The sequence below is a fragment of the Rossellomorea sp. YZS02 genome (assembly GCF_033963925.1).
Classification (GTDB): domain Bacteria; phylum Bacillota; class Bacilli; order Bacillales; family Bacillaceae_B; genus Rossellomorea.
The window spans coordinates 72633-98951 of the sequence record NZ_JAXBLY010000010.1 but is presented as its reverse complement, the minus strand read 5'-3'; the positions used below and the strand labels follow the sequence as shown (position 1 = coordinate 98951).

General features: G+C 45.2%; 22 protein-coding genes and 1 riboswitch. Of the genes, 8 read left to right on the top strand and 14 right to left on the bottom strand.

What is annotated here, in order from left to right:
• Positions 1–362 precede the first annotated feature (362 nt).
• The 10 genes from SLH55_RS11640 to SLH55_RS11595 form a co-directional block, all read right to left on the bottom strand.
• Positions 363–722, bottom strand: a complete 360-nt coding sequence (locus tag SLH55_RS11640; RefSeq protein ID WP_320323458.1) for a hypothetical protein — start codon at positions 720–722, stop codon at positions 363–365.
• 270 nt (positions 723–992) lie between these two features.
• Entirely contained in the window at positions 993–5813 is a 4821-nt protein-coding gene (locus SLH55_RS11635) for a S8 family serine peptidase (protein WP_320323457.1), read from the bottom strand.
• Positions 5814–6180: 367 nt separating this feature from the next.
• The gene (gene hutG, locus SLH55_RS11630; RefSeq protein WP_320323456.1) at positions 6181–7131 is read right to left on the bottom strand and encodes a formimidoylglutamase; all 951 of its coding nucleotides are present in this window, start codon (positions 7129–7131) and stop codon (positions 6181–6183) included.
• Positions 7109–8395: an imidazolonepropionase gene (gene hutI / locus SLH55_RS11625; protein ID WP_320323455.1), complete on the bottom strand. Its 1287-nt coding sequence runs from the start codon at positions 8393–8395 to the stop codon at positions 7109–7111. The genes hutG and hutI overlap by 23 nt, the downstream gene beginning before the upstream one ends.
• A gap of 1 nt (position 8396) precedes the next feature.
• A complete protein-coding gene (gene hutU, locus SLH55_RS11620) occupies positions 8397–10067 on the bottom strand; it encodes a urocanate hydratase (protein ID WP_320323454.1) in 1671 nt (556 codons plus the stop codon).
• Positions 10060–11592 (bottom strand): histidine ammonia-lyase, encoded by a 1533-nt coding sequence (hutH, locus tag SLH55_RS11615; protein WP_320323453.1) that lies wholly within the window; start codon positions 11590–11592, stop codon positions 10060–10062. The genes hutU and hutH overlap by 8 nt, the downstream gene beginning before the upstream one ends.
• Positions 11593–11820: 228 nt before the next feature.
• Entirely contained in the window at positions 11821–12267 is a 447-nt protein-coding gene (gene hutP / locus SLH55_RS11610) for a hut operon transcriptional regulator HutP (protein WP_320323452.1), read from the bottom strand.
• A gap of 225 nt (positions 12268–12492) precedes the next feature.
• On the bottom strand, positions 12493–12975 hold the full coding sequence (locus tag SLH55_RS11605; protein ID WP_320323451.1) for a hypothetical protein: 483 nt from the start codon (positions 12973–12975) through the stop codon (positions 12493–12495).
• Positions 12976–13076: 101 nt separating this feature from the next.
• Positions 13077–13649, bottom strand: coding sequence for an REP-associated tyrosine transposase (locus tag SLH55_RS11600; protein WP_320323450.1), 573 nt, complete (start codon positions 13647–13649; stop codon positions 13077–13079).
• A gap of 150 nt (positions 13650–13799) precedes the next feature.
• The gene (locus SLH55_RS11595) at positions 13800–13958 is read right to left on the bottom strand and encodes a hypothetical protein (RefSeq protein ID WP_320323449.1); all 159 of its coding nucleotides are present in this window, start codon (positions 13956–13958) and stop codon (positions 13800–13802) included.
• Positions 13959–14154: 196 nt separating this feature from the next.
• Here SLH55_RS11595 and SLH55_RS11590 point away from each other — a divergent pair, with 196 nt between their 5' ends.
• Entirely contained in the window at positions 14155–14568 is a 414-nt protein-coding gene (locus SLH55_RS11590) for a helix-turn-helix transcriptional regulator (RefSeq protein ID WP_320323511.1), read from the top strand.
• Positions 14569–14687: 119 nt separating this feature from the next.
• Here the strand turns inward: SLH55_RS11590 and SLH55_RS11585 are convergent, their stop codons facing one another.
• Positions 14688–14849, bottom strand: a complete 162-nt coding sequence (locus SLH55_RS11585) for a hypothetical protein (protein WP_320323448.1) — start codon at positions 14847–14849, stop codon at positions 14688–14690.
• A gap of 198 nt (positions 14850–15047) precedes the next feature.
• Positions 15048–15122, top strand: a riboswitch (cyclic di-GMP riboswitch).
• 16 nt (positions 15123–15138) lie between these two features.
• Between SLH55_RS11585 and SLH55_RS11580 the strand changes: the two genes are divergently transcribed.
• The 3 genes from SLH55_RS11580 (at position 15139) to SLH55_RS11570 (ending at position 17310) form a co-directional block, all read left to right on the top strand.
• On the top strand, positions 15139–15267 hold the full coding sequence (locus SLH55_RS11580; protein WP_320323447.1) for a hypothetical protein: 129 nt from the start codon (positions 15139–15141) through the stop codon (positions 15265–15267).
• 118 nt (positions 15268–15385) lie between these two features.
• Complete coding sequence (locus tag SLH55_RS11575; RefSeq protein ID WP_320323446.1) at positions 15386–16051, top strand: hypothetical protein; 666 nt, start codon at positions 15386–15388, stop codon at positions 16049–16051.
• A 23-nt stretch (positions 16052–16074) separates the two neighbouring features.
• Positions 16075–17310 carry an efflux RND transporter periplasmic adaptor subunit gene (locus SLH55_RS11570; protein WP_320323445.1) on the top strand — a complete coding sequence of 412 codons (1236 nt, stop codon included), beginning with the start codon at positions 16075–16077 and terminating at the stop codon, positions 17308–17310.
• A 51-nt stretch (positions 17311–17361) separates the two neighbouring features.
• Here SLH55_RS11570 and SLH55_RS11565 read toward each other — a convergent pair whose 3' ends face one another.
• Complete coding sequence (locus tag SLH55_RS11565; RefSeq protein ID WP_320323444.1) at positions 17362–17826, bottom strand: hypothetical protein; 465 nt, start codon at positions 17824–17826, stop codon at positions 17362–17364.
• Positions 17827–18005: 179 nt separating this feature from the next.
• Between SLH55_RS11565 and SLH55_RS11560 the strand changes: the two genes are divergently transcribed.
• The 3 genes from SLH55_RS11560 to SLH55_RS11550 all read left to right on the top strand — a co-directional run bounded on the left by SLH55_RS11560 (position 18006) and on the right by SLH55_RS11550 (position 24389).
• Complete coding sequence (locus SLH55_RS11560) at positions 18006–19616, top strand: alkaline phosphatase (RefSeq protein ID WP_320323443.1); 1611 nt, start codon at positions 18006–18008, stop codon at positions 19614–19616.
• 320 nt (positions 19617–19936) lie between these two features.
• Positions 19937–21571, top strand: a complete 1635-nt coding sequence (locus SLH55_RS11555; protein WP_320323442.1) for a hypothetical protein — start codon at positions 19937–19939, stop codon at positions 21569–21571.
• Positions 21564–24389 carry a DEAD/DEAH box helicase gene (locus SLH55_RS11550; RefSeq protein ID WP_320323441.1) on the top strand — a complete coding sequence of 942 codons (2826 nt, stop codon included), beginning with the start codon at positions 21564–21566 and terminating at the stop codon, positions 24387–24389. Before SLH55_RS11555 ends, SLH55_RS11550 begins: the two co-directional genes overlap by 8 nt.
• 566 nt (positions 24390–24955) lie before the next feature.
• Here the strand turns inward: SLH55_RS11550 and SLH55_RS11545 are convergent.
• Together SLH55_RS11545 and ssb are read right to left on the bottom strand one after the other, a co-directional pair.
• Positions 24956–25123: a hypothetical protein gene (locus SLH55_RS11545; protein WP_226675602.1), complete on the bottom strand. Its 168-nt coding sequence runs from the start codon at positions 25121–25123 to the stop codon at positions 24956–24958.
• Positions 25124–25147: 24 nt separating this feature from the next.
• Positions 25148–25525 (bottom strand): single-stranded DNA-binding protein, encoded by a 378-nt coding sequence (ssb, locus tag SLH55_RS11540; protein ID WP_320323440.1) that lies wholly within the window; start codon positions 25523–25525, stop codon positions 25148–25150.
• A gap of 263 nt (positions 25526–25788) precedes the next feature.
• Here ssb and SLH55_RS11535 point away from each other — a divergent pair, with 263 nt between their 5' ends.
• Positions 25789–26229 carry a YwpF-like family protein gene (locus tag SLH55_RS11535; RefSeq protein WP_320323439.1) on the top strand — a complete coding sequence of 147 codons (441 nt, stop codon included), beginning with the start codon at positions 25789–25791 and terminating at the stop codon, positions 26227–26229.
• Positions 26230–26319: the final 90 nt, after the last annotated feature.

Here is a 26319-nt window from a genome sequence, read left to right as displayed (position 1 = left end):
TTTCTTTTGAATTTTGTTCAATATCACTTAACTCAATGGGACAGCTACCTGACTCTGTAAGACCGATGAAAATGACACTATTTTCTTTAAAATTGACAGTTGGCTTTTCCTTCTCTAAGTTATATAAACTCCAATCATGTTCATATTTTGTCTGATTATCAGCTTTTGTGACTTCATATTGAGAAAAAGGTACTTCTTCTCTTTGATATGCCGTTTGATTAAAGTTTGATGGTAAGGTTTTTTCACTTGCAATTTATTTATATTGGACCATGTCATTGCTACAACTGACCAGCATCATAAGCAAAGCAATGAACAAAATAAATCGATTCATGATTAACCTCCATATTTCGCATCCTGTTTTTTCACCATAATGACTTGGTAGCAAATAATCCAGTTATTAAAACGATTGAGCCTCCTAAGATAATGAAAAGGAACGCTTTCTTCCCATTTACTCTCCATTCTTCGGCTCCGTTAACGATGAAACCCAATCCCATTAGAAGAAAGGCGATAAATCTGAGTATGTAAATATCAAATATTAATGAAATGAACATGGTCAAATAGCCTATATAAATCATTCCGCTCATTAGAATGGGAATAGGATGCTTGATCTCTTCCTTTAGTATTTCTTTCTCAGCTTCTGGTAGTTTTCTATACTCTCTTCTGGCTGTATGTGTTCCTATCATAACCAGTATGATCACCATGGATATAGTAAAAATAATCAAGGGTGTTCCTCCACTAGTTTTTAACTTGATTGATATTTCAGGCGTAAAACAAAAGGGTCGATTACATTTTTCTATTACCTACTATCGGTTCGGTTAAGAACATCGTTTTTATAGCATTCTTTTTAGAGGTAAAGTGATGAAGTGAGTGGAGCATATTGTTATTTCACTTTAATCACGAGGAATTTATAGACGGAGTTGCTGTTATAGTAAATAAGAGCCCGAAACAGATTCACTGGTTTAGCAGTGTTTCTGTTTCGGGCTTTTCCATTCTTACATTTCGTCTAACACGTTAAGCATTCTGTAAAGCATAACAGCTGTTTCGGCACGTGTTGTGTCAGCCTTCGGATCAAAGCTGTGGTCAGCACGTCCTTTGATGATTCCAAGTTCATTTGCCTGATAAACAGATTCTTTAGCAAATGCACTGATGCTGCTGTCATCTTTAAACTTGTTATCGGATTCAAGACCCTTCACAAGTGATGCGTCTTTGTACTTCACAGCACGGACAATCATCGTCGCCATTTCCTGACGGTTGATTTCAGCATCCGGATTGTAAGAACCATCTAGGGATCCTTTTACAATTCCTGCACGGTATGCCGCTTCAATCCCAGCATAAGCCCAAGCTTTGCTCTCTTTCACATCTTTAAAGACTCCTTCATATGAAGTCATCGGAAGGTTTAAAGATCTTGAAAGAAGAACCGCAAACTCTGCACGTGTCAGCTTCTGCTGAGGAGCAAACGTATCTTCTGTCTTACCACTCGTGATCATACGGGAAGCAAGAACTTCGATTTCGTCTTGTGCCCAGTGCTTTTGAATATCTTTGAACGTCTTATCACTTTCCATTACTGCATACGTAGAGAAATGATCTGTTTGGAAAACGAAATTATCTCCAACCACTTTTCCTCCAACATACTCCCATTTGTTCGACTCTTCATTTAAGTAGAACGCAGCTACTTTACGCTTGTCATCGAACGTTTTTCCTTTAACGGATAGCTCAACAGTGACTGGCTCTGTGAATGAGGAAACCTTCGTTTCTTCGCTTCCGTCCAGGAGTGAAATCGTGAAATCATATACGTTTGATTTTAGCATCTGTGAATCTTCTTTCGGAACACCGTTTGAATCTACTTGATTAACACTTACTTTCACTCCATCTTTTGCGTCCTTAGAAAGATCATTCATCACTTGTGATGGGATTTCGATATTTCCTGCTTTTGTCTTAAGGACAGTTGCTTTGTTCGTGTCAGCAAGGGCTTTGACTGCTTGTTTGTTCATAACAGCCGTTACCTTCGATTCCGAACCTTGTGTAAGTTCAACCTCTACCTTTGAATCAGCATTCTTGATCGCTTCTTCAATTACACTGTTATTTACAATGCTTTCGTCCCCACTTAGAATGGAGATTTCTTTTGTCACTTCATGACCTGCTAGATCGGTCGCTTTAAATGTGAATTTATTTTCACCTTCAACCAATTTCAACTTAAGATCAACCGACTTTTCATAGCCTTCCATTACATATGGTTCTACCAATTCGTTGTAGAACACTTCGCTTCCGTCTTGATATAATCGGATTTCATCAAAGTTATCTTTGACTTTTACCGTTACATCAACCGAATCTGTTGAACTTCCAACAGAGGAAGGTACATCCGATATTTCGAGAGTTGGTGCAGTTGAATCGACGAAGAATCTGCGTTGGAACTCAATCTTGTTGTTGTTGCCGTCTACTACAGATACGTCAACCATCTTGACGCCATCTGAATCAAACGTAAGTTTTGTTTCAAACTCATAACGTTGCTTTTCTTCGTTCCATTTTACTTCTACTTTCTTTCCGCCAATCATTAATTCTTTAATACCTGTTTTATCTGTTACATATCCCGTCACGACTGGCTCAAGTGTATCAACCACGCCAAGTGCTTCAGGAGTCATCCAGTGAATATCCGGAATCGTAGAATCCCCCAAACCAGGCACGCGGATCGTAGTCATGTTTCCAGCATAGTCCACTGCTACTACATCAACGAAGTCAATGTCTTTAGCTGCAGTTGTTAAAGAATAAGCTGTAGAGTCACCTGCAAGAGCTTCTTTCGACTCACCATTAACCTTCACATCCAGGTAAGCTACTCCAACACCTTTATCATTCACATCTGAGAATGATAAAGCATTTGAAGCTTTGTCATATTCCACATTAAACGTTGGAGCCGTTACGTCCACCTTCACAGGGAACTTGAATGACTGCCATTCAGCGCCAGGATAGTCAATGATGGCTCTCACTTCATAGAAATAGTCACCTTCTGCAACTGCATCCGACTTCACTTTTCCATCCCAGCTGCTTGCTGATTTGATTGTGTATTCCGTATTTGGCGTTCCATCATAATAATTCTTACGCACATGGTTTTCTGTTCGGAGAGTGCGTAGTTTATTCCCGTCTTTGTCCAGTACATTGTATTCAACCTTCTTTGCATTTCTCAGGAATGAAAGAATCGGCATTGTCGTGTCTGCCACTCCATCTCCATTTGGCGAGAAGGCAACAAGATCTTGACTATACTCCCCTTTTTCACCTGCAAATTGGTCGAATCCAAGGAAATCCAAACCTTCTGGAAGATTGGCTGCCAATCCAGTTAATCCATAGAATGTATTTTCTACATCAGTTAGAGGAGCATCCAGGATAGGTGCTTTTGACCAGTCTCCATTAAATCCTACATAAGGGATGGAAGCTGCGTGCTCCCCTTCACTTGATAGTGTCAGGTAACCTTCAACGAAGTAACCGTTTTTGAAGACTGAATTGATGTCGACAAGGGATTCAATATCATCTCCGTATACTTTCGCTTCAGAAAGATCAATTGCTACATTTACTTTTACCGTTGAATTTGCTGGTATTTCAAGCTTTTCGATTTGTTTGTCATTTGACGTAATAGTTACTTTAGTGTCTTGAATTTCTTGAGCTTCAAGAACGTTGGCTGCGTAACCTAAGAATCCTTCATTAGCAAAGTCTGTTTGAACGTTTGCTGATACATCATAGGTTACTGCTTCATCACTGAAATTCTCTACATCAACAGTGAAATTCACGTTGTTATCCACTTCTTTAAGAGCGACTTTAGCGATTCCACTTTCAGATTCCGTTACAACTACCGGCGTAGCCAGTGCTGAATGAAGTTGCATTACACCGGCACCCTGACGGCGAGGAGAATATGGATTACTCCATCCAAGGGCATTGTTCACTAAGCTCTTATCCATTACCGGCACAGAAGTGTTCATCATAATATTCTTTGCCATATTAACTCGATCTGCACCTGATAAGTTAAATTCCTCATCCACACGCTGAAGAACTAATGCTGCCCCACCGGCAACGTGAGGAGCTGCCATCGACGTTCCACTCATCATGCCATACTGGTCATCATTTAATGTAGAGTAGATTTTACCACCTGGTGCTGTGATTTCAGGCTTGAAATCCAGGTTAGGTGTGACTCCCCAAGAAGTGAATGTCGACATTGTATCGGCAGCTGGATTTACAGCAGCTACTTTTGATCCGTCGAACACTACCTCCATTTTCTTTCCTTCTTTTACTTGAGCTTCTAATTCATTTCCGGCAGAAACACTTAATGAAACCATTGGAAGTGTCTTTGCGTCAAGAGCCATATTTACATAATCACCGTGGCTTTCAGCCCCTCTGACAATGACACCTGCAGCGCCATGTCTAATAGCCGCTTCTTCAATTTTCGCATAGAAGAAACCACCTGTTCTTACAACAAAAACAATCTTCCCTGCAACATCCTTACCTTCATAGTACTGATCTTCTCCAGTACCAACATATACGACTTCTTTTTTCTCATCTTTAAATAAATCCAGGAAATTCGGTGTGTCCTGCTTTTGATATCCGACTGTTCCATGCAGTTCTCCATCAAAGTAAACCTTCATTCCTTCTACATTAATCGTAGAATTTTCTAATGAAGCTACCTGTAATGATTCACTGGAAATACCAGGGGAACCAGCTACCCCGATATCAGGATTAGATGCCATCGGATTATAATATCCATTACCAAAATGGGCAGAGTTACCAGCAGAAATGGACATTAATACTCCATTTTCAACCGCACGGGAGACCGCTTTTTGCTCAGGATCATCCGGTAATACGAAAGATGCCGTGGATCCTAAGCTCATGTTTAGAACATCTGCACCTAAAAGAATCGCGTCATCGATTGCTTTTACATAGATATCACTCCATGTAGATGGCATTTCCGGATCGTTACCAAATACTTTCAGCGCAAGGAGCTGTGCTTCAGGAGCTACCCCTTTGATGCCGCCATTTTCTTCATCACCATTGGCTCCGACTGTACCGGAAACGTGCATGCCGTGCATGGATGCGCCGGCACCAAGGTCACGAATTTCAGAATTTTGGTCCATATAGTTATAACCATACGGAACTTTTTCTGTATAAAATTTACCTGGCAGATCATTTTCAGATACCGAAGCTTTTACATCAGATTCTGTTAGTTTGACTTCTGTATCATCTGATAAAACCATGTCACGGTGACTAGGATCAATTCCTGTGTCAATGACTCCGACAACCATTCCTTGTCCTTTGAAACCGTAATCTCTCCAAGCTTCCTGGGCTTGAACCAGTTCCTTACTGTAGATCATCTCTGGTTGTTCAACGGGACGCTTGTATTCATTTACAATATGTACGTCTTGAACATCAGACAATTTTTCGATGAGTTTGATCTTTCCGTACTCAACCTCGGCACTAAATCCATTAATAACAGTTGTGAAGCTATTAAAATATTTTGCGCCAACACTTGCTTTATTCATTTGATTCTTAATTGTATCTTGAGCTTCTAACGCTTTACTTTGAAGTTTAGATTTAGTGGATCCCGCTAAATCCTTGTATCTTGTTTGCTTTTTGTTAGCATACTCAATGCCTGATTCCCCATCCAATTCTACTATGACACGCACTTTGTCTTTAGCGTCATAGTTTAAACCTTGTTCAGAGATCGTTTTAGGACCTGATGTACTTGGTTTTTGCTGCTTTGGACCAAGTGCCGCAAAAGCTGCATTTGATAGGGTCAGCAATAAAATTAATAGTATTGCAAAACTTTTCTTCGCCACTCTATTCCCTCCTGTTTGTTTTAGTACTATTAAGACCCAAAAATAAATCTTAATATTTAGAAATCTACCACAATTTTCATAGTTTGTATATTTAATATCCATAATTTGATTGATGTTTTTTGTCGTAATTTGGAATTTTAGACATTCATATGACCTATTTCGTGTATTAGAACGAGGAAAAATCTTATTTTAAGATATTAATCTGATAGGTTCAAATTGTTATGAATCTTCAAATTAATACTTTTAGATGCTTTCATAGAATAATTTTTGGTTTACTGAATAAATTGTCTTAAATTTTCTTAAGGTTCATTAAATATAAGTAATTAGAAAGGCCCAGAGTCCATCGGCTCTGGGCCTTTCTATGAAGTCATTCATTTTCCAAGGTTGCTAAGAGGAGCAGGCTTGCAATTCTACTTGTCATGTCTCTAACATCCAGGGTTGGGTCGATTTCTACGATGTCCATCGTACTGACTTTCGGGTGCTGCAGCGCGGTTTGGATCGCCTCTGTGAGGGTATCCGGGTGCATTCCCCCGGGACCGATCGCCGGGCAGCCGGGAGCATATGTCTGATCGAGGACATCCATGTCGACGGATAGGTAGATGGTGTCGACTTGCGATTCTAGTTGGGACAGGGATTTTTGGATGAGTTTCATCATGCGATGTTGTCTGACGTCCTTCATCGTGTAGACCGTCACGCCCTGCTCGATGGCATAGTTATGATAGGCTTTGGCATTGGCATAGTTTCGGATTCCGATTTGGATCAGGTGCTCACCTTGGAGATGGCCTTCTTCTATCAGTCTTCTGAATGGTGTGCCGTTGGTCGGCCCTCCATCCTCCGTGTTTCGGAGGTCGTGATGGGCGTCGAATTGTATGATCCCGACTGTGCCCTTCGTTTCTTTGATGGCTTTGACCGTTGATGTGGTGATAGAGTGGTCGCCTCCTAGGATGATGGTGAAGGGTGAGGCGTTTGCTTTGATAGCCGCTTTGGTTGATTCATAGATTCGTTGATGCGATTCTTCGATGGAGGTCGGGTGCATGATGATGTCCCCGAAATCTATGATCGTTTTCTTGTCTTCGTGGAGGTCCGTCCCTCTCTCGATGTTGTAGGTTGTGAATGAGTTCAGGCACCGCCTGATGGCGTCGGGTGCGAAGCTTGCTCCTGAGTGGGAGATGGAGGGTTTGGATAGGGGAGCGCCGATGATGGCGATATCCCCTTTCTTTCCTTCTTCCCATGGTGTCAGGAGTTCGGCCGCTTTCGTTGTGTAGCGGTCTTTGAACTGTGCCTTTCCTGCCGGTTTAATGTGTTGAAATGTGCTCATGAAGCTTCTCCTTGCGGTAGATAATCCGGCCGTCTTTCATGACGGTGTTGGTATGGTTGACTCCGTAGTGATATGGGACGTAGTGATAGTTCGGTACATCCCAAAGGACGATGTCCGCTTTTCTGCCTGTTACTAGTTTTCCTGCCGAGTCTCCCCTGTTGATCGCATAGGCTGAGTTGACGGTGACGGCGTTCCAGATTTCCTCCGGCGTCATTTTTAATTGTAATGATGCCAGGTTCATGATGAACTGCAGGTTCTCTGTCGGTGAGCTTCCCGGGTTGAAGTCCGTGGAAATGGCGACGGCCGCTCCCGCTTCCAGCATGCCTCTTGCGTTGGCGAATTTGCCTTTGTTCAGATAGAAGGACGTCCCTGGCAGGAGGACGGCGATCGTGTCGGTTTCGCCCAGTGCCTGAATGCCTTTATCGGACGCTCCCACTAAGTGGTCTCCGCTAGTGGCTCCGATTTCCGTTGCCATTTCTGTTCCTCCGAGTGGATCGATTTCGTCGGCGTGGATTTTGACGGAGAAGCCTTTTTCTTTGGCCGCTTTTAGAAACTCTCGGGACTGCTCGACGGTGAATACGCCTGTTTCGCAAAAGATGTCGACGAACTCGGCTAGTTGTTCTTTTTCGATGTCGGATAGCAGATCGAGCATTTCCTGTAGGAATTCATCGGAGCGGTCTTTGAATTCCGGCGGGATGGCGTGCGCTCCAAGGAATGTGGAGACGATTTCTGCTGGGTGCGTGTCGTTCAGTTGTTTAGCTACTTTTAATTGTTTTAATTCGGTTTGGCGATCGAGACCGTAGCCGCTCTTCGCTTCTACTGTTGTGACTCCGTAAGAAATCATTCTATTTAGATGGAATCGTGCTTTTGTAAGTAATTCCTCTTCTGATGCTTCGCGGGTGGCACCCACTGTCGATAGAATGCCGCCACCACGCTTCAGGATTTCTAAGTATGGGACCCCTTGCTGCTTGAGGGCCATTTCGTGTTCACGGGAGCCTCCGAAAACCAGGTGCGTGTGCGGGTCGACGAGACCTGGTGTGACGAGCTTCCCTTCTGCGTCGATTCGTTCCGTTGCTTTAAGGGATTGTGCTTCTTCGTGTGTGCCGATCCAGGCAACAAGGCCGTCCTTGATGGCAATGGCCGAATTTTCTAAGACAGGTAGACTGCTCATTGCCTCTCCTTTTAGAGGTCCGTCCCCATGATCCATTGTCAGGAGCTGGCCGATGTTGTCGATGATCGTGTCGAATTGTTGTGTTGTGGTCATCTTATTCTCCTCCTTTGTTCATTGGGATGTGGATGTTGTGCTTTTCGGCTGTTTTCTCAGCGATGTCGTAGCCTGCGTCGACGTGGCGGATGACGCCCATTCCAGGGTCTGTTGTCAGGACTCGTTCAAGGCGTTCCTGTGCAAGGTCCGTTCCGTCTGCGACAACGACCATTCCTGCGTGTAATGAATAACCCATTCCTACTCCACCGCCGTGGTGGAAGGAAATCCAAGAGCCGCCTGCCGCTGTGTTGATGAGGGCGTTCAGGATTGCCCAGTCACCCACTGCGTCACTTCCGTCCTTCATGCTTTCCGTTTCACGGTTTGGTGAGGCAACAGATCCGCAGTCCAGGTGGTCTCGACCGATGACAATCGGTGCTTTCAGTTCTCCGTTTTTGACCAGTTCATTGATGGCGAGACCCATCTTCACACGCTCGCCGTAGCCAAGCCAGCAGATGCGGGAAGGCAGTCCTTGGAATGCCACTTGCTCCTGCGCCATGTCGATCCAGCGGTTGAGGGCTTCGTTTTCTGGGAAAAGCTCTTTTATGAGACGATCTGTTCTATAGATATCTTCTGGATCACCTGACAGTGCCGCCCAGCGGAATGGTCCTTTTCCTTCGCAGAATAGTGGACGGATGTATGCCGGTACGAAGCCGGGGAAATCGAATGCATTGTCGACTCCTTCATCCTTCGCGACCTGACGGATATTGTTGCCGTAGTCGAATACGATGGAGCCTCTGTGCTGAAATTCGAGCATCGCTTCCACGTGTTTGGCCATGCTTTTTTGTGAAAGGGCTGTGTAGGCTTTCGGATCCTGCTTGCGAAGCTCCGCAGCCGCTTCAAGTGTATACCCTTCTGGTACATAGCCGTTTAATGGATCGTGAGCAGATGTCTGGTCGGTTACGATATCGATTTTGACGTCACGCTTGAGCAGCTCATGATGAACCTCTGCTGCGTTTCCAAGTAACGCGATGGAAAGAGGCTTGCCTTGGTCACGAGCTTCATATGCCATCATCAATGCTTCTTCGATGGAATCGGTTTTCACGTCACAGTATTTTGTGTCGAGGCGTTTTTGGATGCGCTCTGCGTCTACGTCTACAGCAATCACGACTCCTCCGTTCATTGTAACTGCGAGTGGTTGTGCTCCACCCATTCCGCCTAGGCCGGCTGTAAGGGTGATCGTTCCTTTAAGGGAGTTGTTGAAATGCTTCTTCGCCAGTGCCGCGAACGTTTCATATGTCCCTTGCAGGATTCCTTGTGTCCCGATATAGATCCAGCTTCCCGCCGTCATTTGGCCGTACATCATGAGGCCTTTTTGATCAAGTTCATGGAAGTGCTCCCAGTTCGCCCATTTCGGAACGAGGACTGAGTTGGAAAGCAAGACCCTCGGAGCTGCTTTATGAGTTTTGAAGACACCAACCGGTTTTCCGGATTGGACGAGCATGGTTTCATCGTTCTCTAAGTTTCTTAGCGTGTGGACGATGGCGTCAAAGGACTCCCAGTTACGAGCCGCTTTCCCGATTCCGCCGTAGACGACTAGCTCTTCAGGAATTTCTGCTACCTCGGGATCAAGGTTATTGTAGAGCATCCGGAGAACCGCTTCCTGCTCCCATCCTTTACATTCGAGGTCCGTCCCTCTTTTTACGTGTACGATTCGTTTGTCTGCCTTAACCATTTGTCGTTTCCTCCTTTGTTTTGGTTGTTTTGATGAGTGTGCTTAGGGTTGTTTGCTGCAGCCATTCGTTGGCTTTTTCTATGTCTTTCGAGAAGATCCGATCCTTTGTGATGGAAGGAATGACTTTTCTCGCTGCTTCGTAAAATTGTTTTGTCTTGCTTGCCATGAGGTCCGTCCCTCGATGTTCCGCTGCCTGCAAGTTGCAGATGAGCTCGACGGCGAGGACTCTTCTTGTGTTCTGCAAGATTTGATAGGCGTGGCGTGATCCGATCGTACCCATGCTGACGTGGTCTTCCTGGTTGGCTGATGATGGGATCGAGTCGACGCTCGCCGGATGGGCCAGGGTTTTATTTTCCGATACGAGTGATGCCGCGCAGTATTGCATGATCATGGCGCCTGACTGCAGTCCCGGCTGCGGGCTTAAGAAAGGCGGCAGGTCATTGAGCTGCGGGTTCACAAGACGCTCGATCCGGCGTTCTGAAATGTTGGCGAGCTCTGCCACAGCGATCTTCATGAAATCCATGGCAAATGCAATTGGCTGTCCGTGGAAGTTCCCTCCTGAGATGATCTTTTCTCCGTCGTCAAAAATAAGCGGGTTATCCGTCGCTGCGTTCATTTCGATTTCAAGCTTTTCTTTTACGTAGTCAAGAGCCTGCCATGATGCTCCGTGAACCTGAGGGATGCACCTTAGAGAGTAGGCGTCCTGCACTCGGAGCTCCCCTTGCTTCGTTGTAAGCTTGCTATCTTGTAAGTAGTCCCTGATTCTTTGAGCCGTTGCGACCTGTTGAGGATATCCCCTCACTAAATGAATATCTTCGTCGAAGGCATCCATGATTCCTCTTAATCCTTCCAAGGTCAGACTGGCGATCATTTCACTTTGGAAGGCGAGTTCCTCCGCTTCCAGGTATCCGATGACGCCCATTGCCGTCATCGCCTGGGTTCCGTTGATGAGTGCCAATCCTTCTTTCGCCTGTAGCTGGATTGGGAAGATGTTTTCTTTAGATAGGACTGGCAGGGTTTGATGTACTTCACCCTGATAATGGACCTCACCTTCTCCCATCAGTGCCAGTGCCAGGTGGGATAGCGGCGCTAAGTCCCCGCTTGCTCCTAATGAACCCTGCTGCGGGATCACCGGATGGATTCCTTTATTGAGGAATTCAGCTAATCTTTCTACGATGACCGGTCTAACACCGGAATACCCTTTTAACAAAGCGTTACATCTCAGAAGTAGCATCGCACGTGAAACGTTCTCAGGGAATGGATCACCCACTCCACACGCATGAGAATGAATCAGGTTCAACTGGAGCTCCTCCACATCTTCCGCATCGATCAACACATCACTGAACTTCCCAAAGCCCGTGTTGATCCCATACACCACACGCTTCTCCTTCACAATCCTCTCAACCGCCGCGCGACTCTTCCTCACCCGCTCCATACTCAGCGGCGAAAGCTCCACGTGCTCCTTCCCATAAATAACCCTCTTCGCCTCATCCAAACTCAAACTACAACCCGTCAACTCTACCATTTCGGCTCACTCCTTCTATATTAGGGACGGACCTCAGAAAACAAGCTATTTTCGGTTCATTCCCATTGTTATTTGCTTTTATTACTGGTTTTTTTTCTTTAACGCTTTAACTTGCCGAGGGACGGACCTCCCGGCCCACGTTCCCACACAAAAAGGAGACTCGACCAAAGACAGACTTCTGCCTTTGGTCGAGCCTCCTTTCAACTAATATCTCTAGGCTCTCATTATTTAAATATGATTGATTCCAAGTCCGATCGTTTCGTGCTCCAATCCCTTGATGGGCGCACCGATCGTCCCGTATAACGCTACGGCGATCCATTCGCCTTCCTCTTCACTTTCATATGGAGTGCCCCTTACAACAGAGAATCGCAATCCCACGGTTCGAAGGATCTCCCCAAGTTGCGTATGTCCCCGGGTGACTCCGGTCAAGGCTTCCATAATCGCGTGGTACAAAGCGTGCATCTCCCGGTAAAGATCTTCCCGGACAAGGTCACTCCGCTTCGCCGCCGTTTCAATCGCGGCCACGATCTTCTGACTGTCCATCGATCCAATCTTCCCGGTGCAGTAGCTCCAATTCAGTTCATTGAAATGACGGTTCCATTCGTCCTCTTCCCTGTCTACGAGGAGAAGAAGCATGGCATTCTTTCCGATACGAGTATGATCTGTCTTATCCAAGTGGCATTCGCACCTTACATGAAAATTCTAAAAATACTAATAACTACTTTCATTGTATGGTCTGATTCTTAAGAGGTCAACGAAAAAAGTGGTGATTTTAGAAACTTAGAGAGGTAGTTTGGTAGCGTGGTAAAGGGTTTTGTGGCGGAGCAGAAGAACGGGATGTGGAGGTCCGTCCCTCAAAAAAAGACGTACCTATTCAGATTAGGTTCGCCTGATCCTCCTTTACTCTTCTTGTTTTTTGCCTTTTCCTTTGAATATTTTAGGGTTGTTCATGAGGTAGGTGACGGTGCTGTCATCGGACTTCAGGCACAGGTAGGAGAGGATGTCCTGTGTGTCTTCTTGTGAAAGTGGCCCATCCACAGGATAGAGAGGCAGGATTTTCAATTGGTCGACGCCTTCTCGCCTTTCCAGTACAACTTTACAGTCCTTTGGTGTGTTATCCCCGATGCGGACAAACTTAAACGGGATCGAATGCTGTCGGTCGATGGGGACGGCAAACAATGTGGTGAACCCGACTGTTTCAAGAATCTTGTCCGAATACATGATGCTCTCGAGTGCATGGGAGAACCCCGGAGGCTGATTCACAACAACCAGCTTATTGTAATAATGCTGCCCCTGAAAGACGACTAGAGGCTTCTTTGATTTTTTGACACTTCTTTTGGTAACATGAAAATCCTCGAATACCAGAATATATTCTTTTTTCATTGTTTCCTCCCCTTGGAAATAGTTATTTTGTCCTACACAGTATAAATTTCGACATAATTATAGATAACCCTCTAAATTTTTCCAAAAATATTTACTTTTTTTCACTTTTTAATTGTATTTTTGTCGAGAGCTTCGTTCTGGACTTCTTTTACTACGTACTTCTTATAACGTTCGACCTGAGGTACCGGAAAGTAATTGAGAGTGCGTTCCTTTGAAAGAAGTGGGTGATCAATGGAGTGGATGTAGGAAGGATAACTGCTCCAAGGGTAAGACTCGGGGCGGATGGTGAGCTTGCCTTCTACGGGATTTTGATGAATATATCTGCTCGCTTTGATGAAATAGGATGGTGTATCGATTTTAGTGGACCCATACCGTCCTTGGAAAACATGTCCGACATAGTCATATTTTTTGTTGAAATACACGGCATAGCGGGTGTGGAGGCTGCGGATGATCTTCTCCAGCGGGACATCGTGGGTTTCGATCAGCAGATGAATGTGGTTGGGCATCAAACAGTATGCGTGGATCGTAAATGGATATTTGTCCTTCGTCTCTTGCAAATACAATAAATATTTCTTGCGGTCCTCATCATCATGGAACAGATCCTGCTTCCTGTTCCCTCTCGCGGTCACATGATAAGTCGTTCCCGGACTCCAATCCCGAGGGGTTCGAACCATAACATCACTCCTTCTCTAATTTTCATCATCGTACCCTTTAACTATTCGACACAACTTCCCAAAATCCTCTTTTTTGTTTGAGGGACGGACCTTTAAATTCATTCATTGAGCTGAATTCATGAATCGGGTAGAGGTCCGTCCCTCAAGATTTTAGTAGTTGTCCTTTTTGTAGTAGATTAATAGATGATTCCCACTATATTTTGTGCTGAGTACTAAGGATGAGTTTGATTTAAAACGGACCCATGTGACCTGTTTCTTTTCTCCCCTTATGGTCAGAAGTCCGATTCTCCCCTTTTTTCTTTCCCCCATTCCATCTCCACCTTTACCCCCAAATCGACAAAATTACAATTATATTTACATTTTAATACGATTTGCTGTAATTTTGTATACTTTTTCCAATTTATTTATATTCGTAATCAAAATAAGTATTTCAAAACGTGTAATTTTCTAATACCTGCACACAAAACCTTTATCTTGAAGAAAAAAGGGATAGTCGGTGAAAACAATGGATTTACATGTAGAGCTACAACATTACCGCAATGACGTACTAGAACTTACCCAGAGAGAAGCCGCCCTTCGTTTAAATATCAACCAAAGCACGCTATCAAATTATGAAAATGGCACAAGAGACATCCCCTACAAGATGCTCCTTACCTTTAAAGAAGTCTATAAAATCCCGACCCACGAAATGAACAGGATCATGTACGGTGAGAAGAGCGACAGCCTCGGACAAAGTCACGATCCCATGATCCTGCGTGAACACTTCGAAGACGATGAGACAAGAGAAATCATGAAAATCCTTCAAGATTACCCAAAACTCAAGCGAACCCTGTCATCCCTCTCCTACTTCACAGAAAAACGCAAAGAGAAATTCACTTCTCAGGTCTACCACCTCTACCAAACGATGAAGGACTGGTAGAGGGACGGACCTCCATTTCAGGAACCGAAGCCTTGTTAAATCAAGGATTTGGTTCCTTTTTAGCTTTGAGATAGAGGTCCGTCCCTCAAAAAAAGCGCTTAGATCCCTGATTTCGGGGTCTAGAGCGCTTTTTGGTTTGAATCTATGGTATATCCTGATTGTAGTTCTTGTTTGAGCCAGTGGATCATTGTGTTGGTGTCCATGTTTCCTTGTTGACCTTTGTCGAAAGCTTTTTGGATAAGGTTCAGAATATGCTGGTCATTGCTCTCATTTCTCTTCAAAAATGACAACCTCCTACATCATTAAACAGTTTATATCACTTTATTACACTATTAGACGGGTTTTCAAACATCAATTTTATGCTATATTACCAGAAAAACCCACTGATTGGAAGATAAAATTTATTAAGAATACTCTTGAAAAATGACTATTTACCTATTCAATCTCTCTCTACTCTTACCGATATAATAGTGGTATGGACTGATCAAAGGCAAAATCATCGAAAGGTGATGACGCAAAACTATAGGGGCTACTCATGCCAGCCAGTTGCCAAACCAAGGAGGGATTGTTTTGTCGTTTTTGACACCCGAAGAAATAGTAGAGAAAAAGAAAGCTCGTAAAATGTGGATGTACATAGGCTTATTTGTATTTACCATTGCACTAGTAGCAGGAACTACTTTCTTAACCTACAACATGTAAAAAGCGTCTTGTGACGCTTTTTTAATTTTATTAACTTTCATTCTACAATTTATGGAAAGTTTCGTGGTTTTTCGATAGAATAGGAGAAGGAATCTAAACTAGTTGGAGGCAACCATTTATGCATAAAGAAGTTAAACTCATCCGGGGATTGAGACAACCATCCTACTTCTTTTATCAATTGAAGGAAACGGAAGTATTAAAAGGATATAAGCAAAAAGTAATCCTGGTTTTCCTATTATCCACCATCGTCTTTGGACTCGTCTCCTCATTGGGAATCGGAATGGATCCTCTATCAAAGGAACTCACCACCCTCACACCAGTAACATACGAGATGGAGAAGTTCTTGTTTCTATTAGGAAGAATCATCTCGGGTCTATTATATGCGGCCATCATCCTTTTCGTACCGGCCCTGATTTTCTGGACCATTTCAGACGAAGGGGAATATCGTAAGCTTGTCATCACCCAATGTTTGGTCTTACTCATCTTATTAATTGAAAGACTAACCTACATTCCATTGTCACTTTTTCTTTCACTTGATTGGTTCTCGTCCCCTCTATCACTCGGAGTCATCACACAATACATAACAAGTAAACCGTTGTTCATCTATTTACTTGGCAGTTTCTCCTTGTTTAAGATATGGGTCTTTTATATCCAATATAAAGGAGTCAAACGACTTACCCTGCAAAAAAACTGGCTCATCTGGCTCGTTATTCTGTTAACGAATCTACTATTCTGGAGTGTTACTGCATTCCTGGCATACCTTGATTTATCTACATTAATCTAACTATCTAAAGGCTGTGAACAAACATGCATAAACGAACCCTATTCTATACCACCCTCACCGTGTCGCTCCTTTTTATAGGTGCCAATACATATCTCATCGAAAAGGCGGACAGCAAGGTCGACCGGGAAGTCCGCGTCGCCGAATGGGAACCCGTCAACAAAGGGGACCTGGCAAAAGAACTGCCAAAAGCAGGTGTGGTTGCATCAGAAGAAGAAAGCTACCTCTATTTCAATGACGAATTCGGTTCATTCAAAAAGTTCCTCGTCAAAGAAGGAGATCAAATTAAATCCGGGACCCCTCTTTATGAATATGAAGTAACCGATCAAACCCAGCAAAAAAGCGTCCTGGAATCAGAGGCCGATCAGCTGGAAGATGAAATTGAGAGCATCGAAGACAATATTTCAGATTTGAAACGACTGGAATCTTCCCTTCCATCGGACTCTAGCGACGACAAAGAAATTCCCATCGACGCTAGCGCCCTTCAATCGGAATATGACCTAAAGAAAGAGATTGCCGACAAGGAACTGGAAATCGACCGCCTGGAGAGTCAGATCGATAATCTGGAACGTCAAATTAAGGATATTGAATCCTACGAAACGACCCTGACCGTGCAAAGCAGCGTGGACGGAACCATCAAAGACCTTTCACATGCCGTCGAGAATCCTTTAATCACGATTGCATCTCAGTCCACCATCGTCACAACGGACCTTACGGAAAAAGAAATTACGACAGTCGATGAAAACATGAACGCAACCGTCCAATCGGATGTTGAGAAAAAGACCCAAAAAGGTACGGTCACCAAAGTGGCCACCCTGCCTAAAAATGATCCTCACATCCAAACAGACAGCATGTACCCTGTAGAAATCAAGCTTCAGGACACAGAGAACGAGTTGCTCCCAGGACATCACGTCTTCTTATCTATCATCACGGAAGAAGTAAAGGGTGCGTTTGTCGTTCCAGTAACGGCAGTTGAGAAAGATGGAAAATCAAAATATATGTGGATCCTGACTTCAAAAGGCACCGTCGAAAAACGCAAAGTGGAAACCGGACTTGCAGTCGACGGACAGCAGCAGATCACATCCGGAGTGAAGGCTGGGGAATACTATATCGTATATCCTGACGACATTCCCGCGTTACAAAAAGGCGCTGCGTTCATCACGGCCCTCGATTGGGATAAGGTGAAGCTGAGAGATTTGAAGAAATTTAATCGACCGACGATTCTTGAGAATTTATTGTTGGGGATTTTGGAACGGAAATAATACAAAAAACCAAGAATGAGCTGTCACTACATTCTTGGTTTTTTTGTATTTTCAATGATTTCTTCTAATTCTTTCATCCATTATAAAGAATAGGATCGAACAGCACACTGCAGCTGCAGAAATGCCGGGATGATAAAAATACGTCACTGCCCCAAATCCAATATGTATAAGACCAGACACCCAAAGTCGATTTCCCATAAACCTCATTGCTATCGCTTCCGCTACGATTGAAGCAGGTATACCATACAAAAAATTCCCCAGCAGACTAAATAGAAGGATCATCAGCATCGAAAGGAAATCGATACTATACCCATCTCCATCAAAAAGAGAAACGAAAAAGTAAAAGACGAATAATCCAATAGTAAAGCCGATCGATGTATAAAGCGCTGCCCTCACTTTACGGGGACCGTATTTTAATAATATATTCCTCATACCTGGGAGCACCAGGACTCCGAGCGCCAAGGCCACCAAGCCTAAGACCTCTAAAGGAGCTTGCGAGACCATTAAAATCGTCACGACAACCACCATCGAAAAAATAATCATGAAATTCTTTTTAAACACGTTCTTTCACAAACCTTTTTATTTTCATTGTACAACAGCTGAAAACACGCAGAAAACCCCTTTTACATACATACTCCTCCCCAACCAACAAATACTAACTTTTAACACTCAAAAAAAGGAGCGCTCAACCCGCCATGAAAACACTCAAACGCCTAACCACCCTAACCATCCTCCTATCCCTACTCTCCTTCACCCTGCCCTCCACCTGCATATTCGCCGCCCAACCCCACAAAAACGTCATCCTCCTTATCATGGACGGTACCAACTCCGACATCCTAACCCTCTCCCGCTGGTATCGAGGGACGGACCTCCAACTGGATAAGATTCTGACTGGCGGCGTCCGGACATACTCCGCCCAATCGGCAATCACTGATTCCGCTGCAGCCGGATCGGCCATGGCGACGGGTGTGAAAACCAAAGCGGATTTCATCGCAATGAACCCTGATGGACGCCCCGCTCTCACCGTCCTTGAAGGGGCAAAACTGTCAGGCTACCGGACCGGCATCGTGGCGACCTCCCCTGTCCAGCACGCCACCCCTGCCGCCTTCACCTCCCACACCTTGAACCGGGATGAATTCGGGGATATCGGTGAGCAGCAGGTGTACCAGGGTCTGGACGTGGTGTTGGGAGGCGGTGCTGCGTGGCTCAAACCACAATCCAAAGACCACGCAAAAGACGACGACGGCATGCTGAAAACGAAGGAAGTCAGCCGGGAAGACGGGGAAAACCTGGTTAAAGTGATCTCGTCGTCCGGCTATGACATGGCCCTGAGGAGGGACGGACTTCTTAGAAAAGCACAATCCTCTAAACTGTGGGGAGTCTTTGCGGACGAAGACATTTCTTATGAATTTGACCGTGAGACGTTAAAGCCTGATGAACCTTCTCTGGCGGAGATGACAAGCGTTGCCATTAACCGGCTTTCTCAAGGGGAAAAAGGGTTCTTCCTCATGGTCGAAGGAAGCAAGGTGGACTGGGCCGCTCATAAAAACGATCCTGTCGGGATGATCAGTGAGGTGTTGAGCTTTGACGATGCAGTGGGAGAAGCACTCGACTTTGCCCGTAAAGACCGGAATACCTTGGTCGTTGCCGTGACGGATCACGGAAACAGCGGTTTGACCCTCGGGAATCAGGGAACGAATGGGGATTATAAAAATCTGCCTGCCGAGAAGTTCATTGAGCCATTGAAGAAAGCCAAACTGACTGTTAAGGGCGCGACCTCCCAGCTTAAAAAGAATCGGACTAATTTAAAAGAGGTTCTTTCAAGCTATGGGTTGGGGAACCTGAGCAGCAAAGAGTATTGTGCGATGGAAGATGCCAAAAGTGTCGAGGATCTCGAGAGTGAAATGGTGAGGCTGATGGCAAAGCGGGCAAACCTCGGATTTACTACCCATGGTCACACCGGTGAAGATGTTTTCCTTTATGCTTATGGGCCGGGGAAACCGGTGGGGTTAATTGAGAATATAGACATTCCGAAGGTGATATCTTCGTATATGGGATTTTCATTAACGACTGGTAAGTTCGCTACCTGGTACGTGGACGGAAAGGAATATTATCGTGGTAAGGGATTTAAGGTGAAAATTGAGGGACGGACCTCCAAAAATCCAGTAATGGTGGCGACGCGTGATGACCAAGTGCTACGTTTTCCGGAAAATAAAGATTTTTATTGGAGAAACGGTGACAAAGTGGGGTTGAAGAGCGTGAATGTGTATGATGGTGAGACGTTTTATGTGCATGTGGAGGAGTAAGCTGGGGATTGTGTAGGTTTTGTTGTGGGGACATTAGGTTTATTTTCAATTCACCTCACAGCGTATGAAGGAAGATACGACACTTTTGCGTGATCAATACGATATTGATCAGCGACTAGCCGGATGTATTATCGACTCGCCCTCCCCTCCCCACGGTGCCTGGCACCAACATGACCAACCGTGCCAGGCACCACCTCCTCACACCATTCGACAAACTCCCCACCCTCCTTTCCACCACTTCCCCCACCACATGTTCCTTTTCCCCCTCCTTTTGCGTTATAATAAAAGAATGCGATTTTATAGATTGGAGAGGTTGGTTGATGTCGATTCGTATTCAGGAGTTGAAGGATAAGTTGCTTCCCATGAGTCAGTCGATACAGGGTGAGCTGGACCCGAATCTGGATGAGAGCAAAAACGTCGTGTCGAAGGGCCTTCTTTTGTTCCGTCAGAATCTGGTTTCGAATGTGAAGGTCCGGGATGATGAAGTGTCGGCGGAGGTGCAGGATGTGACGCCTGTGACCCTTGAGCTTAACTTGTTATTTCCCTTGTTAAGCAAGTGCTCGTGCCCACAGAATCAATGGTGCCGGCATCAGATGGCGACCTTCTTTATGCTCTATAACAAGGTCGGCCGGGTCAGTGAGTGGATACAGAATTGGCGGAGTCAGTCACAGCCTGCCACTCAACAGGAGCAATCACTGGATGATCTCATGAAGAAGCACGGCAACCTGAAGAAAGCCAGTGATCTATTAAATGAACGGAAAACACGGGGCAACACACCGGAAGAATGGTGGCAGTTCTTTGACTCCCTTTTGAAAAATGAAGATTTGGAGTTACTTGAAAGACAGCCCTATTTAATGGATGTCCTCGTGCAGAATATTACGAAGCGATTTATGAAGGAAGCTCCCTTCGAACGGGAATGGAAGCCCCTTTATCAGCTTTTCGCTACCCTTTATCTATCGATTCACATCGATCTTTATTTGAAAAAAAGGAACGTCGAGCTGAGCCGGGAACAATATAGCATGTATGATTTCCTGTTAGGCGAAATGGAAGATGCTGTGGAGAAGCTGTCCATCCACGCCATGCCGTTCAGCTTCGATCCGTATATTGCTTTTTTGAAAAAGAAGACGATCGAGATGAGCGATTCCACTGAGAACAGTACGATGATGAAGGCGGAAGTGTACCGCTTCCTCTGGTACTACCTGTTCAAGCAGAAATCGTGGCGCCGTGAAGAAGTGGCGCGATTGGAAGAGACGGACAATGAGGATACAACCTTTTACAACGTTGCCCTCCTACATCAATATCTCCTTCTGGAGGATCTGAATAAAGCAATTGAAGTGGTAGATGAGCTCGGGACAGAACTCGTTGCTTTTAGTGAATTCTGGCTCCGTAAATTTTTTGTCGGAAAGCGTTACGAAGTCGGCTTCTTCCTGGTCCGGAATATCCTCTCAAGGATGCCGGATCACCTCGGGACCCTGGATTATTATGAGGCAACCCGGTTCGTCCGCTGGTTCGTACGGATATTGCCGATGGATTGGCTCATGGAAAAGGACAGCGCCCTCGTGAATGAGCTCCTGCTCTCCATGTTGCCGTACAGCTTCTTTTCGTACAATGAGTACTTGATCAGCGCGAAGGCCTATCGTGAGTGGGTCGAGCTTCAGAGATATATGAACTATAGCATCGGTGAAATGGAAGGCATGGGCCTCCGCGACGTGACGAAGGAAGCGCCTGAATTAGCCCTTCCCATCTATTACACCGGCGTCATTACAGCAATCGACCAGAAAAACCGCGACAGCTACAAGCTGGCTGTCCGTTATATGAAGAAAATCCGGACGATTTATAAAAAAACGAAGAAAACGGATAAGTGGGACGTCTATCTCACCTATATCCTCGACAAATACAAGCGATTACGTGCGTTCCAGGAGGAGTGCAGAAAGGGTAAGTTAATCGATGCTTAAACTGTCTTCCGTCAAGATTAATGTCCATACAACTGAATACGAAGACCGTTTCTTCATCACTGCGGAAAACGACAAAGGAGAGCTTCTCCCTCCAAAGGATTGGAAGGGCCAGCTGTTTCTTTGGCATGAAGAAAGCTATTATGGGACCCTGCTTGAGGAAACTGATGGCGGGATTCCCGTCACCCAGTGGCAATTCCTGACCTTACTTGCAGGTGAGCACTTCAGCGGCATGATCCAGTGGGACTGGGATGAAACCGGGCAGGCGTGCATCGCCATCGCCCCGGTCATCTACGAATCGGTAGAAGCCGGACGCTGGCTCCCGCGATTCGAGGAATGGCAGGAAAAAGGACTGCAGTTCCATATTCCGGATGAAGTCTGGTCGAACTTTAACGACGAATTCTGGGAGGAAGAGCTCCCCGGTGGAGGTCCGTCCCTCAAATCATTGACCGAATCCTGGTTTCAGGGTGCGTTGAATGAGGCGATGGCGTCTGGCGGATCGAGTGCGATGAAGCGGATCCAGAAGCTGAAGGAGAGTACGCTGACTTCAGAGGAGTTGGATGCTTACTTTGATGAGAGACGGTGGAGTGAGTGGATTTCAGGCGGCGATGAAGAGCTGCCGTTCTCCATCGGGCTCCGCATAACGGAACCCCTCGACGAGGATCAGTCCTGGGAGCTTGAAACGGTATTGCGGGACAGAAAGAAAGCGAGTCGAATCATATCCCTGACTGAGGACACGGTCCCTCCTTCCTGGAAAAAGCATCTCTCCGACGTTTCGGAAGAACAGGAACGCTGGATGAAGATGATGCCGATTCTCCGTGACACGGACGGTTCCCTGCGGACGGCCCTCGGTGAGCACGATGCATGGGATTTTCTATCCGTTCTGAGCGAGAAGCTCATCGACCTGGATATCGAAATCCTCCTCCCATCCTGGTGGGAAGCGATGAAGGACGCACAGGTACTGGTGAAAGCCAAGCTCAAGAATACCGACACCAGCTACCGCCCTTCTTTCGTCGGATTGAACGCCATGCTCGATTTCGACTGGCGCTTGTCCATGAACGGCGTCAATTTATCGGAAGATGACTTTAATCAACTTGTGGACGATCAACGTCGCTTGGTGAAAATCCGAGGTCAGTGGATGAAGCTCGACCCTGCCATGATCCGCCGTATTCAGCAGATGATGACGAAAGCGAAGGCTGAAGGAATCTCAATTCAGGATATGCTGGAGCAGGAACTGGTCCCACGGGATGGAGATGAGTCAGAGTTGGATCCTGATGACGACGAGCATGATCCATATAAATACGCCCGCATTCAGCTGGAACTCAACCGATCGATGAAAAAAATGATCCATCAACTGACAAATGTGTCATCAATTCCGCTGACGGAAACGCCTGATGATTTTATCGGCGAGCTCCGTCCTTATCAGCAGCTTGGGATGAGCTGGATGCTCTTTTTACGGAAATTTGGATTCGGTGCATGTCTGGCCGATGACATGGGTCTCGGAAAAACGGTTCAGCTGATCACGTATCTGCAACATGTGAAGAAAACCGAGAAACCGGAGACACCTTCTCTGATCATCGCTCCAACCTCAGTGCTCGGAAACTGGCAGCGCGAGTTGGAGAAGTTCGCACCGGATTTGAAGGTTCACCTTCATTATGGACCGACCCGTGCGAAAGGCGAGGACTTCGCTTCTACTATTAAGGATGTCGATGTGGTGCTCACTTCATACGGCTTGTCTCATATTGATTTCGATGAGCTGTCGCTTGTCGAATGGACCTCGATTTCCCTTGATGAGGCGCAGAATATCAAGAATGCCAATACGAAGCAATCCCGGGCGATCCGCAAGCTGAAGGGTAAGCATCATATTGCGTTAACGGGGACCCCGATGGAAAACCGTCTATCGGAACTCTGGTCCATCTTTGACTTCCTGAACCACGGCTATCTCGGTGGTTTCACACAGTATCAGAAAAATTACATCGCTCCCATCGAAAAAGACGAGGACGAAGCAAAGGTCAAAGAGCTTCAGGCCAAGATTAAGCCTTTCTTATTGCGTCGAACGAAGAAAGACCCTGAAGTCGAGTTGAATCTTCCTGAAAAACTCGAGCAGAAAGAGTATTGTCATTTGACGGCTGAGCAGGCGGCACTTTATGAGCAGCTCGTGAAAGACACTCTTGCGAAAATCGAGACTTTGAGCGGATTTGAGCGCAAAGGTCTGATCCTGCAGATGCTGAATCAGCTGAAGCAATTATGCAATCACCCTGCTCTCTATCTGAAGGAACCGGATCCAAAATCGATCCTGTCCCGCTCTGAAAAAATGCAGAAGCTGAAGGATATTGTGGAAACCGCTCTTGAATCGGGAGAGGCCTGCCTGATCTTCACTCAATATATTTCCATGGGTGAAATGATTCAGGAAGTGATGAAGGAAGAGTTCAATGTGAAGGTGCCGTTCTTGAACGGTAGCATGGCGAAAGGTAAACGGGATGAACTTGTGGAGAAATTCCAGAACGGTGAGTTCCCTGTCTTCCTGCTATCACTGAAAGCCGGCGGTACCGGATTGAATTTGACTGCCGCCAATCACGTCGTCCACTACGACCGCTGGTGGAATCCCGCCGTTGAAAACCAGGCGACGGACCGTGCCTACAGGATCGGACAGAAACGATTCGTACACGTGCATAAGCTCGTATCATCAGGTACGCTTGAAGAAAAAATCGATGCCATGCTGATGAAAAAGCAGGCTCTGAACGATGAGATCATCCGCAGCGATCAGTGGGTGACGGAATTGTCGGATCAGGATTTGGAATCTTTGTTGGTGTTGGAGTAGTAGGATTTGCCTCTTTCCTTTTTGGGGAAGAGGTTTTTTGTTGGTTTCCGCTTGAGTAATGGATATATTTGGAGAAATACGCAATTAATAAATAAATGACGCAATTAATTTTAAAATGACGCAATCACCCTTTAAAATGACGCAATCACCCTTTAAAATGACGCAATTATTTTCAGAACGACCCCTTCCCTCACTCACACAGCCCAATCTGATCATAATATCCATGCATAAACCGGTTCAAACGGGGAATTCACTCTCCCAGCTGCCAAGTTTCTCTCAATTCTGTCTCATTTTACACCAAAACCTGTCCAAACCTACTTATTCTATTAATCTCACGTCATTTTACAAATATAATTGTAAAAACCACTCAACCTAAAAAAACACCAGCCTCCCCAAAAGGAAACCGGCTCAACATGAAGATAATAAGGGGAATAAATCACTTGCTCACTTGCTACACATGTTTATGTCTAATGAGGCACTACAGAGGCATCTTGCGGTGACCGTTGGAATTTGAGACATTGCTTATAGGTTGGATCATGCGTATGGAATGAATTCTGGGTTGAGGCTTAAGATGAGGTTTTCATCGTAGGGTATTCGTACCCTTGTTCAAGGGCTGTTACACGTTGTGATAGGTAGAAATGTTCGACATTGAGTTTTGCTACTTTTTTAATGAGATCCTCCGTCATTTTTTCCAATCGATCGATTCTTTGTTCAAGATCTTGCAGTGTGGTCACGACTCCCTCTCCTTTTTTATCATGTTAAAATGGTAATTCAATTGGCTCTTTCTTACTCGATTTTGAAGAAATTGTTGTGGACGACTTACTGTCCAGGAAGCGCACATTTTCAGCGATGACTTCCGTAATATACGTTCGTTTTCCCTGATCATTATCAAAATAGCGGGTCTGGATCCTCCCCGTCACTCCAACGACTGATCCTTTCCTGCAGTATTTTTCCGTGTTTTCGGCGGCACGATCCCATATCGTACAGAGCACGAAATCCGCGTCAACTTGCCCTTGCTGATTTTTAAATGGCCTTTTCATGGCGATCGTGACACTAAGTACAGATTTTCCTTCCATTGTTTTTCTTGCTTCGGGATCTTTGGTCAGCCTTCCCACCAGGGTCACTTGGTTGATCAATCTCACTCCTCCTTTCTCTTAAGCTGTTTTCATCTTACAACCACTATGCAAATCTTGTAAAATCGTGAATTTCCGAAATTCGAGGCAAAAAGGGCTTGAATTTCGGAAATTCCCCTAGGGAGATTTGGTGACATTTGATCAAAAACGAACAAAAATACACAAAATTACAACTTTCGTCCTTTTTTTCATCAGCGATTGTATTAGGGAAACATTTCGCCCTGTGATATAATTTGATAAAACCTTTAAATGGGAGATGTTCGTTCATGAAAACCTTTAAAGTGATTTCACTGCAAGTTGTGGAGAATGATGAACTGCGTGACTTTGAGCTTGTGGACGGTCTGATTATCAATAAAGAAGACGGACAAAAAACGTGGCTTGTCGAAACGTATTTGTCGAATGAATACATCGAGTTCTTTCAAAAGGCCCAGCAAAGTAAGGAAGATTTGGAGATTCAGGTCGTGATTTCCCATGAAGCCAATGATCCGGCCGCTTTCATGACATCCATCCGCTGTATTAAAGAAATGGATGAGCACATTAGCATTATGTTCGAGGGAAAATTGAAGAAACAGCGGAATGAGTATGCGGAAATATTGCTTGATGACTTAGTGCAAAAGGGATATTCCGGGGATGAATTGGTTCGAGAGTTCCGCGAAAAGATGGTGTCGAAGCCGAGGATTCCTGCTACGGCACGGCCAAGCGTTTAATGATGCAAGATGAAGGAATTTTCATTGTGAATTTTATGATATAATTGGAATTAATATGGTGACTTCTTATAAGAAGTTCAAGGTAGGTGT